General features: G+C 67.9%; 10 protein-coding genes and 1 CRISPR repeat array (1 of these 11 cut by a window edge). Of the genes, 4 read left to right on the forward strand and 6 right to left on the reverse strand.

Translation table 11 applies throughout. The annotated features are described in order from the left end of the window. Nucleotides 1-2,386: a CRISPR direct-repeat array (repeat unit 28 nt; unit sequence CCTCAACCTCCGCGCGTGCGGAGCGGAC); it begins 470 nt to the left of the window's first position. A gap of 44 nt (nt 2,387-2,430) precedes the next feature. From csb2 to G9U51_RS10705, 6 genes are all read right to left on the reverse strand, one after another. Then, a complete protein-coding gene (csb2, locus tag G9U51_RS10680; protein ID WP_166196808.1) occupies nt 2,431-3,660 on the reverse strand; it encodes a type I-G CRISPR-associated protein Csb2 in 1,230 nt (409 codons plus the stop codon). Then, nucleotides 3,657-4,817 carry a type I-G CRISPR-associated RAMP protein Csb1/Cas7g gene (gene cas7g, locus G9U51_RS10685; protein WP_166196810.1) on the reverse strand — a complete coding sequence of 387 codons (1,161 nt, stop codon included), beginning with the start codon at nt 4,815-4,817 and terminating at the stop codon, nt 3,657-3,659. Before cas7g ends, csb2 begins: the two co-directional genes overlap by 4 nt. Beyond that, the gene (locus tag G9U51_RS10690) at nt 4,814-5,434 is read right to left on the reverse strand and encodes a type I-E CRISPR-associated protein Cas6/Cse3/CasE (protein ID WP_166196812.1); all 621 of its coding nucleotides are present in this window, start codon (nt 5,432-5,434) and stop codon (nt 4,814-4,816) included. The genes cas7g and G9U51_RS10690 overlap by 4 nt, the downstream gene beginning before the upstream one ends. A 9-nt stretch (nt 5,435-5,443) precedes the next feature. After that, nucleotides 5,444-6,328, reverse strand: coding sequence for a hypothetical protein (locus tag G9U51_RS10695; RefSeq protein ID WP_166196814.1), 885 nt, complete (start codon nt 6,326-6,328; stop codon nt 5,444-5,446). Then, a complete protein-coding gene (gene cas3g, locus G9U51_RS10700; RefSeq protein WP_166196816.1) occupies nt 6,325-9,021 on the reverse strand; it encodes a type I-G CRISPR-associated helicase/endonuclease Cas3g in 2,697 nt (898 codons plus the stop codon). Before cas3g ends, G9U51_RS10695 begins: the two co-directional genes overlap by 4 nt. Before the next feature lie 459 nt (nt 9,022-9,480). After that, nucleotides 9,481-9,990: an O-acetyl-ADP-ribose deacetylase gene (locus G9U51_RS10705; protein ID WP_166196818.1), complete on the reverse strand. Its 510-nt coding sequence runs from the start codon at nt 9,988-9,990 to the stop codon at nt 9,481-9,483. 105 nt (nt 9,991-10,095) lie between these two features. Between G9U51_RS10705 and G9U51_RS10710 the strand changes: the two genes are divergently transcribed. The 4 genes from G9U51_RS10710 to G9U51_RS10725 all read left to right on the forward strand — a co-directional run bounded on the left by G9U51_RS10710 (nt 10,096) and on the right by G9U51_RS10725 (nt 13,696). Beyond that, complete coding sequence (locus tag G9U51_RS10710) at nt 10,096-11,355, forward strand: toxic anion resistance protein (RefSeq protein WP_166196820.1); 1,260 nt, start codon at nt 10,096-10,098, stop codon at nt 11,353-11,355. A gap of 5 nt (nt 11,356-11,360) precedes the next feature. Beyond that, nucleotides 11,361-11,921, forward strand: a complete 561-nt coding sequence (locus tag G9U51_RS10715) for a hypothetical protein (RefSeq protein WP_166196822.1) — start codon at nt 11,361-11,363, stop codon at nt 11,919-11,921. Nucleotides 11,922-12,008: 87 nt separating this feature from the next. Further along, nucleotides 12,009-12,563, forward strand: a complete 555-nt coding sequence (locus G9U51_RS10720; protein ID WP_207948244.1) for a TerD family protein — start codon at nt 12,009-12,011, stop codon at nt 12,561-12,563. Nucleotides 12,564-13,060: 497 nt separating this feature from the next. Then, on the forward strand, nt 13,061-13,696 hold the full coding sequence (locus tag G9U51_RS10725) for a hypothetical protein (RefSeq protein ID WP_166196826.1): 636 nt from the start codon (nt 13,061-13,063) through the stop codon (nt 13,694-13,696). Nucleotides 13,697-13,720 lie beyond the last annotated feature (24 nt).

Consider the following 13,720-nt stretch of genomic DNA (forward strand, 5'->3'; position numbering starts at 1 on the left):
GCGGACCAGCACAGTTCGGTGACGAGTTCGACGGCGAGGCCTCAACCTCCGCGCGTGCGGAGCGGACGTGCCGCGAGCGCTCGCCGACATACCGGCGACGCCTCAACCTCCGCGCGTGCGGAGCGGACACCGTCGTCACGGCGTCGATTCCGCAGGGCACGCCTCAACCTCCGCGCGTGCGGAGCGGACGTGAGCGAGTGGATCGACACCGCGCTGGGCGTGCCTCAACCTCCGCGCGTGCGGAGCGGACGCCCGGAATACCGGGCCCAACCGCTTCTCGGGCCCTCAACCTCCGCGCGTGCGGAGCGGACGTTGGAGCGGCAGCGCCTGGACGCCGAGATGGCCCTCAACCTCCGCGCGTGCGGAGCGGACTCGGAGACCTGGACGTTGCCGTAGACCTGGGCGCCTCAACCTCCGCGCGTGCGGAGCGGACACGGCAACGTCGTGATCCCCACCTCGGCGCTCGCCTCAACCTCCGCGCGTGCGGAGCGGACCGGGCGGATCGGGCTCATGCCGCACCGCCCGGGCCTCAACCTCCGCGCGTGCGGAGCGGACGTCTGATCAAGCTCCACGCTGAACGACTGCCCGCCTCAACCTCCGCGCGTGCGGAGCGGACGCACGCACTGCGTACGTCATCGGCTTGGGCCGGCCTCAACCTCCGCGCGTGCGGAGCGGACGAGAAGGCGTGGGAAGAACGCGAGGGCGGCTGGCCTCAACCTCCGCGCGTGCGGAGCGGACCAGCAGATGTTCCCCGACCTGCCTGTGCCGACGCCTCAACCTCCGCGCGTGCGGAGCGGACCTGCGGGCAACCGGACGCCGAGTTCGCGTTCGTGCCTCAACCTCCGCGCGTGCGGAGCGGACTGGCGCACCGACGTCGACGACCTGCAGGAGGAGCCTCAACCTCCGCGCGTGCGGAGCGGACACATCCCGAATCCGGTTGCGACCTTGCCGATGCCCTCAACCTCCGCGCGTGCGGAGCGGACAGTAGTTGTCCGCCTTGTCGCCGACGTCAACGGCCTCAACCTCCGCGCGTGCGGAGCGGACGCCCCCGGCGGGAACCTCGTCCCGCAATACACCCCTCAACCTCCGCGCGTGCGGAGCGGACGCCGTGCCGATCAGGCGGCGCTTCCCGGACAGGCCTCAACCTCCGCGCGTGCGGAGCGGACTGGGGACCAAGCGGGGATTCATCGACGCAGCTGCCTCAACCTCCGCGCGTGCGGAGCGGACCAGCAGCCGGGCCGTCGCAGAGTCGACCTGTGCCCTCAACCTCCGCGCGTGCGGAGCGGACCTCCAACTGCTCGAACGTGCTGCGCACCGCCGCCCTCAACCTCCGCGCGTGCGGAGCGGACGTGCTTGAATGCCGGCGGTGTTGTCCTGGATCACCTCAACCTCCGCGCGTGCGGAGCGGACGCGTATGCCGAGTACCAGTCCACCCGGCCCCCGCCTCAACCTCCGCGCGTGCGGAGCGGACGCGGATGCGGTCGCTCATGATCGCCGGTCTTGCCCTCAACCTCCGCGCGTGCGGAGCGGACTCGGCGTCGTCGGCGAACCACATCGCTGACGTGCCTCAACCTCCGCGCGTGCGGAGCGGACTCAAGGTCCGCCTGCTCAGTCAGGGTGACGAGGCCTCAACCTCCGCGCGTGCGGAGCGGACCAGGGCGACCGGGTCTGGGCGCGCTTCAACGGCCCTCAACCTCCGCGCGTGCGGAGCAGACTTGGCAGGCGGTCATGCGCTCATCACCACCGCGCCTCAACCTCCGCGCGTGCGGAGCGGACTGCCGGGCGCGGATCGTCTTGGGGTTCAAGCGCCCTCAACCTCCGCGCGTGCGGAGCGGACCCGAGGAGGTCGGTCGCGCCGGCGGTGATGTGGCCTCACCCTCCGCGCGTGCGGAGCGGACTGGTGCGCACGGGTTCCGTTGCGGGAGTGACCACCTCAACCTCCGCGCGTGCGGAGCGGACGGGGCGTCGGGGTCCACCGTCACCGAGCAGTCGCCTCAACCTCCGCGCGTGCGGAGCGGACGGCTTCCAGTCCGGGGCCGACAAGTCGGATGACCCTCAACCTCCGCGCGTGCGGAGCGGACATAGATGTCTGCCGTGGGTGCGACCCGCCCATCCCTCAACCTCCGCGCGTGCGGAGCGGACTCCTCCTGGAGTTGATCAGTCAAGCTGTTCTTCCCTCAACCTCCGCGCGTGCGGAGCGGACCTCCGGAGCCCTCATCCCCGCCAGCGAGTTCTGCCTCAACCTCCGCGCGTGCGGAGCGGACGTCTCATCATCGATCCTGTAGGTGCTCAGCGCCCCTCAACCTCCGCGCGTGCGGAGCGGACCACCTACGTGCCCTCACCGCCCGCGGCGGGGTGCCTCAACCTCCGTGCGTGCGGAGCGGACACTTGCTGACCTGGGGAAACACTCAGCCTCGCGCAGTTTCAGCATCACTCTTCGAGGGCAAACGGAATCAGGGCGCAGCGGTTCAGGACGAGCGGTCCGGAAAGGGGACGATCGAAGAGCAGCGACACGTGCAACTCATCTTCTGTGGCCTCCGGTCCAACGAGGCGGGGAGAACTGTGGCTCTGAGCCTGCACAAGCTTCGCGTTGAACCCCGCGGACCAACCCCTGATCAGATCCGCGATCTCCTCCTTTGATCCCTTGAGAGGTGCTGCGGTCGTCCACGCGCGCGCTTCGCCCCAGGCGGTCCTGACTGCGTCAACGACGTGGCGTGTGTCAGGCGGAAGCTCTGGACGAACCACCACGCTGCCACTCCCGAGGGCCACTGCGGATGCGCGCACCCACGCTGGAGCAGCAAGGACGCCGAAGAGCCTAGGGATCTCAAGACCTTGCTTGGTCACCACTCCGTAGACCGGCAGCAGAAGTTCGGCCTCCGTGAACGCGTCGATCACCTTGCGTATGTCCGCCGGCTCCGCCTTCGCTGTCCTGATGTAGACCATTGACTGCAGATGGGCTCGCGCCTCACGCAATGTCGCTGGGCGACAGTCACCTTGGTCGGCACCCAAGCGAACGCGGCGATAACGGGTGACCGGTCGGACCGCTAGCCGGGGGTGATGGCCGGTAACGCCCGAGCGTTCACGCTCTCGCTCGCGTTCATCAAGCGCTTCCAGGAACGCGCGGTTTGCGGTGGGGAGGAGACGGTCGCCAGCCCTGTCCGGCTCCCAGAGATATCCCCCGTCAGACAGCTGCATCGAGCTCGCGACGCGTAGGAGCACCGGACTTGTCGGCCGACCGAGGTAGGGAACGCCGCGCAGAACCTCCCCGAGCCCGGTGCGCCATTCGTCGTCTTGCGGCGCGCTCACGAATTCGAACCTGACCGGTGCATCGCCGACCACGGTCCCCCGCTCAGGGGGCTTTGCGATTTTCGCCGAGAGTCCGCCTCGACCGATGGTGCCCTTGTCGGGATCCACCGGGTTATCGACCGGCACCCAGCGGGACACTGAGCCATCCCGCATTCCCACCATCGGCGTCACGATCGTCGGTGGGTCCAGGTCGCAGAATCGCCGAGCCGCCTCGATTCCTTCTCCCATCCGGTATGCCGCCGCCACGGTCGCAGCAGCGAGCCGCGCCGGTGATGGTGGCCACTCCGGGAACCCGGCACCGTCATGCGCCAGATACTGGCCGAGGGGGAACCGGGCCTCGATGACGAGGGTCACGCCTCGTCTTCCGCGGCGCCGTCTTTGGTGAGGTTGCGAACGAGCCTCGCCAAGATCGAATCTTCGGTGAAAGAGATGTCTACCGGGCCGCCCCAACCCACCCGTGCGCCCAGCCGTTTGACCACGTCGATGAGGTCCGACATCGGCGGCAGCTCGATGGGCTCCGCCGCTCCGTCGTGGCGCAACACCTCAGTGCGTGAAGAGTTCACGTCGACAATGAGTTCGGTCCCTGCCCGCAACCGTGTCCGCTGCTGAGCCTTGAGATGCAGCAGAACGGCGAGGGCAACCGCCAAGACCCGGGCGTCGTCGCGGACGTCGTCGTCGAAGGCGAACTCACGCAAGCCGGCGAACGAGAAGAACCACCGGCCCTCGATGGCTCCGAATGTCACGTCGACCGGAGCCTTCGACTCCAGCACCGGGGGCAGCGAACCCAAACCGACCGCGGATGGGCCCTTCTGCTCACCTTCCTTCCCGGTCACTGCACCGAACAGGTCGTCGACTTTGGCCGCCATCCGCGACCGCCGACGTGCGTTGAGCGCAATGATTTCGGACGTCACGAGCCGCGCTGATCGAGCGTCCGGACGCATGCGGGCATAGCCAGCAAAAGCGTCGACGGTGTCCTGGTCCCTCGCCCAGATCTTTCGAGCCTTCGCCTGGTCAACGGCCTTCTTCGGCGCGGGCACGACATGTGAGTGCCACCATCCGCCCAGGATCGAGAGCGGGAACCAGCGCAGCAGGGCTGACGGATCGGCAACCGTGGCCGCCTGGATGTCGCCGAACGGCACGCCGGCAGCCTCCAACACGTTCCGCGCAGCCCGCCAGGTCGCGTCCGCCTGACGATGCGACAGCCTTGCGGAACTCGTCCACCGTTCGCCGTCGGGGCCGATAAATCGAATCAGCGGATAGCCGATGGCGTCAGCCACAGCCTCCGCCTCAAGCTCGAACCGAGACATCTGGGATGACCACGAGTCGACGGTGACAGCCGTCGTTCCGTTCGGCATACCGAATTCGCCCTGCACGTCCTGCCCATTAGCTCGGAGCGTGCCGGCCGGCGGGGTCACCGTGAGCTGGGCAGAGTCATACCGCGTGATGATCCTCAGACCGGCAGCCGCGTCGTCGTTGAGCAAGTCTCGAATGCGGGTGACGAAGTCGCTCATGACGCCGACTCCGCTCGGACTGGAGCCGCCGAAGGCATCGCGACCAGCATGCCGAGTCCGTAGGCGCGACCGCGACCGATCCCTCGCTCGACAGCCAAGGCGGCAAGCGCTGGATCAGCGATGTTGACGGTTGCGACGATGTCTCGGACCGTGAAGTGCACGCTTCGCCTCGCCTTGAGGGAGCCGAACGCGCGTGCAGCCGAGACTGCGAGCGTGGATGTGTCGAACCCGTGACGACGCAGCAACTCCCGCGCCCACTCCTCGGCTTCGTCATCGGTGACGGGTCGAATTCGTACCCGTCCGTCGTCCTGTGTTGCACGCTTCTCGGCGGCCACCACCGCCGTCAGTCGTATGCCGTTCGCGAGTTGCGGTGCTCCCTCCGAGGCGGTGAAGCCCTCGAGTGCGTGGCTCCTCAGCCGCAGGGTGATGCGGCCGCGGTCACCGCACACGTCATTGGGCAGATCCACCCGATATTGCGTGTCGGTGTCCGCTCGGATCGCGGATGAGCGGCCGCCCAGGTCGGGCAGGTACCGCATCACTCGTTTGTGCAGGGTGTCCGGATTTGCGGCCAGGCGCAGATGAGCCGCATCAAGCGGCCAGTGAGTGACCACGTCCATGAGTGCCTCCTAGATCGGTCGGATGTGAGTGAATTGGGCGGCCTTGGTGCCGCCGCCAATGGTCTGCACCACGCAGGTGAAGCGGGGCCAGGACGGCGGCGGGTGACTCTCCTCGTGGATGTCGACGAGCGACCTCAAGCTGAGCGGCGCTGGGTTGAGCGCCCAGGTCAAGCCGGCCCGATGCTGCGGACGCCGACCCTGCCCCCGTTCGACAGTGATGCCGCGTTGCCGGGGCAGGAGGTGAAAGATTCCGACAGCAGCGAGGGCTTCGATCGTCGGCGTGAGGAGCGCCGTTTCGGTCCCGCTTCGCAGTCTGGGGGAAATGTCCGACGTGGTCAGCCGAAGCGCCATTCCACCGCGGACACTGGACGGCCGTTCACCACAGAGCAGGGCGAGCACTCCGTCATACAACTCGGCTCGGGTCCGGTCACGGGCTGCCTGCACGTCCTTCTTCCGGGACGGCGCTGGCCAGAGATCCTCGAGTGATTTGCGCAAATAGCTCTTCCCCGTGACGAGCATGAGCGCGGCCGACAAGACCTGCAGTGGACGGTGGGCCGGGTCTTTCGCGGAGCCGACGTCGAATGTCCGCAGGTGTCCGTCGGTGATCGGGTTCTGCCACGAGTCACGGCAGAGGGGTTCGAGCTGCGGCCAGTCCGGGGTGGTCGACTGCAGGCTCGTAGGCAGCGCCGAGTGGATGGGGTTGGTCCATCGCTCCAGCTCTGCGGTCACCTCAGTCGCAGTGGTCTCGGCGCTCGCCGGTGTCAGGAGCACGGGACGATTCGACTCGTTGAACTGCACACTGCCGTCCGAAACGCAGGCCAGGAGCCCAATCGCGGCCAGGTAATCGACGGGGTGGGTCGCGTCGAGCGCGCGCACGGTGTGGGTCGTGGTCATTTGGACCCACCGGAAACGTGCCAGTCGGCAAGCCGAACGATGGTCTCGAGAAGCGCCAGCGAGTACGGGCCGTATCGCTCCAAGAGGGTGGCGAACTCGTCGGGTCTCGTCAGCCACTCGGCTCGCGTCACATCCTGGTATGCCGGAGCGTCCGGACCCTCCATCCACGGCGTGGCCGGACCGTCCATCCACGGTGCGGCCCCGCGGAAGTGCCCGTGATGGGTGAGGATGAGATGACGCACCAGCTCGGGGTCGTGCGGCGCGATTTCGCGGCTGTGCAGTTTGTGGTCGAAGCACTCAGCGGAGGCCGCTTCGTGGCGGAACCCCACGGGCAGGGCAGCGAGCCGACTCGCCCGCCGCCACAGGTGACGCGGTAACCGCGACTTGGCCAGGACCGTGTCATCCCCCAGGTCTGAAAGGGCCCCGTTGCGGTCGACGGAGAAACGCATCATGCGCTGGACGGCGTCCCGGCGCTTGCCCTCATCGTGAAGGAGCGCGGCGAGTCGTATGTCGGCGACCAGGTCGTCGTTAAGACCGAGGCGCCGCGCCCATCGCTCGGCGACCAGCGCGACGTCAGACTGATGGTCATCCAGGGTGACTGGTTCGGCGGCTTTGGCGGCCTCGGCCGCAGTGCGGACGGGAACGACTTCCCACCATTCGGCGCGGTCGCCGTCATAGATGAGGTGGTCGGAAAGGGTGTTGCGGGACTGGCCCTCGTCGACAGGCGCAGTCTCGTCAGCCTCACCCTCATCTGGGGAATCATCGGCACCATCCGCTGTGTCCTCAGGCGGCACGAGTTGGAATGGGGGGTCTGGCGATTCCTGGCTGAAGTCCACGCCAAGGCCCTCGATACCGAGTAGCGCGTCGTCCGGGCACGCTGCTAGGACAATGAGATCACCGCTCGTCAGACGACTGGGGCTCGACGTCGTCACCGTGGGCTGGCGCACTCGGCTGAGGTCGAGGACCACGAGGCGTGCAGCTCGCGCCCCCTCCGAGGTCGCGCGCTGCAGGCGTTCCTTGATGATCTCGGCAGCCGTGTCCGGGGTCATAGTCCACATCTCGGCGCCGTCGGGTGGGCACCGGTGCAGATGCTCGATCAACTCATCGTCATCGCTGATCTGCGCGACGGACTGCCGGAAGACGATCTGGACTTCCGCGCGACCGTCGCTCGGCGCCCGGAGCCACCGCGCAACGGGGGGTTCGTGCGGTGACCCGGCGGTGCGTTGATATTGGTCGGCGACGTGTGCCGGCAGCACCGCTGGTGGTTGTTCCTCGGCACGCCAGGCCCGCGCTTCGTCGCTGCTCAGCAGGTCTTCCAACTCGCCGATGGTGTTGGGACGTCGAGCATCGAGGTCGCGACCGAGGGCAACGGCGCGGTCGCCGTACACCGGTTCCTTTGCGCCGGTCGCGTTGACGATCGTCATCGAGCCGGCGGTCCGCAGACCGAGCCGGTTGACGCGACCGGCGCGCTGCGTGATGGCCTCCGCAGACGCCCGCGGAGTCACGACGTGATCCGCGTCGAGGTCAGCGCCCACCTCCAGGGTTTGCGTTGCGACGACAACGAGGGCAGGCATCGGGTCGCCACCAGGTGAAGCGTTTTCCTCTCGCCTGGCCTTGGTCATGACGCGATCAAGCCTGGCGCGCTGAGTCTGGAGGAGTAGCTCCGGCATACCTCCGATGAACAGGAGAACCTCTTGGCCAGCCGGGCACAGATCCTTGCGTTTGCGAAGGGCAGCCGCCAGGCGACGGGCAGAGGCCGGGGTGTTCGCATAGACGATGAGGGACTCGCCAGGCAGCAGGCTCACTGAGCTGACGACCCGCGCCACACCGGCGTCCCCCGACCCCGCTTCGACGGTCACCACATTCAGCTTCGTCGCGCGTCGCTGGGACCTGCGCACGCCGACTTTGGGGTCGGTGTCGATCTCCGCGGCCCAGTCGAAGGGGGCACTGCCGGCCTTTGGAGTCGCGGTCATGGTGATCGCTCGCAGTGGCGGGATGGCACCGCCGATGAGACTCTCGCGAGCTCCAGCTTCACCGGTGTGGAGCGAGAGCGTGGTTTCGAACTGAGGCGCGATGTGGCCTTCGTCGAGCACCCACAACGCGTCGCACCCGGCTAACGCGAGTTCGATCGCCCGCCGCCTTGGGGCAACGCCATACGGTCGGCCGAGCAAGCGCGAGCCGGTGAGGTCGATGGTCCCGACGATGACGGCCGGGGCAGCGGGGTGCCGGATGTTCTCGGGGCGTTCGGGCATCCCGCCGCGTAGGACGGTGACTTGGAGCGGCTGAGGACTGTCGGGTGCGTAGTCGCGCAGCACCCGCGCGACGGCAGCGACCGCGGGACAGTCTTCGCCTGGGTTGGCGAGTGCCTCCGCGAGATCGGTGGCTATTGCGGCGGTTCCATCGACCACGACGCGCCGGTCCACCGCGACTACTAGCCGGATCGGCACCCGACGCCGGGCAGCAGTATCCATGGCGCAGCGTTCGAGATCCATGGCGAGCGCCCAGACGTAGGCGACGACGATGACGGTCTTGCCCATGCCGGTGGGGGCGGTGATCCTGGTCGGCGGATGCCCCCTGAGGATGGCTTCGGCCAACTCCTCCTGCCAGCGGTAGGGATAGAAACCCAACACTGCCAGGACGAACTCGCGAAAAGTTGGCATGCCTGGCGCGGCGCCGAAGGCGGACCCCGTCATGGCTGCCGTGGCTTGTTAGTAAGTCGACCGAGCTCCTCGTGGCTCTCGATCAGCCTGCCTGCGAATGTGACAACGCCGGCTTCCAGGTACTTCCGCTGGCCCTCAGCAAACCAACGCCTCAAGGTCGCCCGGGTGATCCCATACGCCGCAGCGACCTGACCGGGCGTGAGAAGTGCGGACATCACCAGGAAGATCGCGAGCTGCTTCTCGAAGTCCGTGAAACGCCGCGCTGTCGCTGACATCTGCGCCTCCCCTCCCTCGCCCTTGCGTCGAGGCGAGAGTTGGGGCCACGCTACACAGGCGCCCGTTCGGCGTCAAGGGGTCCCCTAGATCCCCATAACCTATACGTTATCCGTGATCGCGCCCCGCGTGCGCGGGGGTGGAGGCGTATAGGTCATCGGGATCGCCTCGGTACGAAGCCTCGCGAGGTTCGCGGGGGTGATGCGATCCTCCCCGGCCTCAGTCGACCGACTGCTGCACCTCAAGCGCCAGGTCGTAAGTCGCGCGGTCGAAGAGCACCAGCGTGGCCTCGGTCGCTTCAGTCGGCGTCGAGCCCAGCGTCCGCAGCGCTCGCTCAATCGCGTCCTGCTTCGGCCAGCCATAGACCCCAGCGCTGATCAACGGGAACGCCAGCGTGCGTGCGCCGATCTCGTCGGCCACCTCGAGGCTGGAGCGATAACACGAGTCCAGCAGCGATCCGTCGCCTCGGCCGTAGACCGGCCCGACCGTGTGGATCACCCAGCGCGCCGGCAACTCGCCCGCCGGAGTGGCGACCGCCTGCCCCGTCGGCAACCCGTCGGGGAAGCGAGAGGCGCGCAGCTCACGGCATACGGCAAGGATTTGCGGACCGCCCGCCCGATGGATGGCGCCGTCGACGCCGCCTCCGCCCATGAGCGAGGAGTTGGCCGCGTTGACGATCGCGTCGACGCGGCACTGGGTGATGTCACCTTGCTCAATCCGCACGTCCATGACTCCACGGTCGCGCACGCAGCAGCGGGAGGGAACCCACCCGCTTGGGCGTTGCTCATACAGTGGTCCCAAAGAACGGGGTTCCTAAGCCAAGGAGGCAGGGGTATGTCGGATCTGAACCTGAGCGGTGGCCAGCAGGGAGGCTCGGCACAGCCGCAGGCTCAGGCCGCCACCACGCCGCCGCCGGACGGGCTGGTGCTCGAGGCGCCCGCGCCGGTCGCGGTGGTGCAGGAGCAGCAGGCGGTGCAGGCTGTCCCGGTCAACGACGCGGCCAAATCCGAGATCGACAAGAAGGCCGAGGCGTTCGTCGCCGACCTGGCCGGCATGGACATGAAGGCCCCGGCCTTCACCGAGAAGGTCAACTCCATCGTGCTGATGGGCGACACCGAGATCCGCAAGTCCTCGGATGTGTCCAACCGCATGTTGCAGCGCCCGGCCGCGCAGGCCGGCAAGGACAGCGCCCAGTCCAAGGTCTCGGGCACGCTGATCGATCTGCGCCGCACGATCACCGACCTCGACCCCAACCGCAATGACCTCAAGGGCGCCAAGAAGGTGCTCAAGTGGCTGCCCGGCGGCAACAAGATCGAGAACTACTTCGCCAAATACCAGTCGGCGCAGAGCCACCTCGACGCGATCATCCGCAGCCTGGCGAGCGGCCAGGACGAGTTGCGCAAGGACAACGCCTCGATCGACGTCGAGCGCGACAACATGTGGACCGCGATGCAGAAGCTCGGCGAGTACAACCAGCTCGCCACCGCCCTTGACGGTGCGGTCGAGCGCAAGATCGCCGAGTTGCAGGCCGCCGGCAAGACCGAAGAGGCCGACATCATGAAGTCCGACGTGCTCTTCGCGGTGCGCCAGCGGCGGCAGGACATCATGACCCAGATGGCCGTGTCGGTGCAGGGTTATCTCGCGCTCGACCTGGTGCGCAAGAACAACAACGAGCTGATCCGCGGCGTCGACCGCGCCCAGACGACGACCGTCTCCGCTTTGCGCACCGCCGTGATCGTCAGCCAGGCGCTCGCCCAGCAGAAGGTCGTGCTCGACCAGATCACCGCGCTCAACACGACCACCTCCAACCTGATCGAGGCGACCAGCGAGCAGTTGAAGACGCAGGGCACCGAGATCAACCAGCAGGCCGCGTCGAGCACCATCGAGATCGACAAGCTGCAGCGGGCGTTCGACAACGTCTTCCAGACGATGGACGCCATCGACAGCTTCCGCAGCCAGGCGACGCAATCGATGGCGCAGACCATCGGCGCTCTCGAGGGCCAGGTGCAGCGCGCCAAGCCCTACCTCGAGCGCTCGCTGCGCCAGCAGGGCATCGACGCCTCGACCTCGCAGCAGCTGCCGCCGCGTCAGTAGTCGCGATGGGGCTGCTCTCCCGGCTCTTCGAGCCCGAGCCGGCGACCGGTCAGGCGGCGCGCGGTGCGGTCACCTCCGATCGCGCCCGTGCGCAGGGCTTGCGCGGACATTCCGGTATGCCGTCCGCTCCCGCCTCCCGCGGTAGCCAGCCCGACGATGTGCCCTCGCTGGTCGCGGCCAACCAGGCGCTGGTGCTCGAAATCAACCGCAGCGCAGGGGATTTGCCGCCGCTCGGGGTGGTGCTCGCACGCGCGGTGACCGACACGGTCGGCCGGGTGTTGCGCTCGCCGGAGGCCGCGCGACTCGACATCTCGGTGCGGGTGGCGATCAACGGCGTGCTCACCGACTACCTGCCGGGCTCGATCCGGACGTATGTCGCGGCCGTGCGCGCGGCAGGACCCGGTGGCGCGCCGGCCGCCACGGACGCCCTCGTCGAGCAGTTGGCCACGCTGCGGCGGTCGGTCGAAGATCTCGCGCGGGCCTCGGCCGAGCGGGACGTGCAAGCCCTCGAGGTGCACGGCCGGTTCCTGGAGACGAAATTCTCCGGCTCCGACCTGGCGCTCTGAGGCCGTGCGGCAAACCTGGGCAGGCGGCATCCTCGCTCGCGGCCCAGGTCACGCGAGGCGACTACTAGGGTGGCGGGCGTGAGTCCGATGGCGAAGGGGGCCAACGTCGCCCTCACCAAGGAGATCCCCGGCCTGACCGGGGTCATCGTGGGAGTGTCGTTCGATGCGGGGGCGGAGCGCGCTCTCGGTGACAACCTCGCCATGCTCACCGTGCTTTGCGGGGCGGACAAGCGGGCGCTGTCCGATGACCACGTCGTGCATTTCAATCAGATGGTGTCGGCCGACCTGTCGACGGCGGCCCTCGAGCAGACGCGCGGCGACGACGCCGAACAGGTCGAGGTCGACCTCGCTGCCGTCCCGCCGGAGATCGAGCGAATCGTCTTCATCCTGTATGTCGGCGAAGGGTCCGGCGGGCGTCGCACCCTTGGGCAGTTGCGACGGTGCACGCTGCGGCTGCTCAACCTGGCCGATGGCGCGGCAATCACCTCGACGGTCGATCTGTCGCAGGGCCTGAACAATGAGACGGCGGTCTCGCTGGGTGAGCTGTACCGGCATCAGGGGGATTGGAAGTTCCGGGTGCTCGGTGCGGGCTATTCCAGCGGCCTCGCCGGGGTCGCCCGTGACTTCGGGATCACCTTGTGAGTGCTCGCACCGACCTGCCCTGGCTGCGCCGCCGTCCCCTCCGCCCACCATCGTTGGTTGAGCGGAGGGGCGAGGAACGAGCCCCTGACTCCCCATCGCTGGTTGAGCACTCCCCTCCGTTGGTTGAGGAAGGGCCCGAGGAACGAGGGCCCGCCTCGAAACCACCTGCAACTCAGGGCAATTCGGCGGTCCAGGACTTCTTGAGTGGGCGCGCCGCGCGACCCGGCCGGGCTCAGCCGGAGCCACCGGTCGCACCGTCCACACCAGCTGCTCAACCCTCGTCAAACCCGTTGGACCTGGGGTCGGGGAGTTTCGACTCGGAGCCTCCTTCGTCGGCTCCTCCCCCTTCGACAAGCTCAGGACAGCGCTCAACCGACGAGTTGGAAATGCCGCGCGCCCGCGAGGTGCGGGAGTCGTCGAACCCGTTGGACCTGGGGTCGGGGGGTTTCGACTCGGAGCCTCCTTCGTCGGCTCCTCGCTCAACCAACGAGGTGGAGTTGCGCTCGAGCGGCGAGTTGAATCTGTCGGGGGCGGGCGGGACGAGCTCGCGGCATACGAAGCTGGAGGGGCATGACCTCGGGCTGCCGGGCATCGCGGGCGCGGAGCGTCGCATCCTCACCCTCGACGACCCGGTCGTCGCGCTCACCCGCACTCAATCGATCGCGGGTGGGCTGGAGTTCACCCCGCAGACCTCGGCCGGGCCACAACTGCAACTCGCCTGTTTCTTCGAGACGCGCGACCAGCGCGAGTGGGCCGTCATACCGACGACGCACCCGCAGGGCCCCGACCCGCGGCGGCCGATCTTCCGCGCGACCGAACGCTCGCTCTCGGTCAACCTGCGGTTCGTCACCGAGCTGGAGCGATTCTTCGTGATCGCGCTGGTGCGCACGCCCGGGCGGATGATGCCCGGCGGCACCCTCACGGTCGGGCTGTATGGCGGCGCGCGCCTGGAAATCCCGCTTGACTCCAACTCGACGTATGGCGCCAAGGCCCTGCTCACGGCATACCTCGTGGAGGGCAGACTGGTGCTGCGCGCCGAACACGACCCGTTTTCGGGAACATTGCAGCAGGTCGCAAGCGTCTATGGATATGACGCGATCTCCTGGCGTGATCCCTTCACGCCGTTGATCTGACGGCAGCAACCTCGCCATCGAAAG

The organism is Metallococcus carri (assembly GCF_011440275.1).
Classification (GTDB): Bacteria; Actinomycetota; Actinomycetes; order Actinomycetales; family Dermatophilaceae; genus Metallococcus; species Metallococcus carri.

Bases quoted from the DNA above. Each gene is read 5' to 3' on its own strand.
- cas7g (WP_166196810.1), bottom strand. From the start codon at position 4,817: ATGAGCGACTTCGTCACCCGCATTCGAGACTTGCTCAACGACGACGCG.
- G9U51_RS10690 (WP_166196812.1), bottom strand. From the start codon at position 5,434: ATGGACGTGGTCACTCACTGGCCGCTTGATGCGGCTCATCTGCGCCTG.
- G9U51_RS10695 (WP_166196814.1), bottom strand. From the start codon at position 6,328: ATGACCACGACCCACACCGTGCGCGCGCTCGACGCGACCCACCCCGTC.
- cas3g (WP_166196816.1), bottom strand. From the start codon at position 9,021: ATGACGGGGTCCGCCTTCGGCGCCGCGCCAGGCATGCCAACTTTTCGC.
- G9U51_RS10705 (WP_166196818.1), bottom strand. From the start codon at position 9,990: ATGGACGTGCGGATTGAGCAAGGTGACATCACCCAGTGCCGCGTCGAC.
- G9U51_RS10710 (WP_166196820.1), top strand. From the start codon at position 10,096: ATGTCGGATCTGAACCTGAGCGGTGGCCAGCAGGGAGGCTCGGCACAG.
- G9U51_RS10715 (WP_166196822.1), top strand. From the start codon at position 11,361: ATGGGGCTGCTCTCCCGGCTCTTCGAGCCCGAGCCGGCGACCGGTCAG.
- G9U51_RS10720 (WP_207948244.1), top strand. From the start codon at position 12,009: ATGGCGAAGGGGGCCAACGTCGCCCTCACCAAGGAGATCCCCGGCCTG.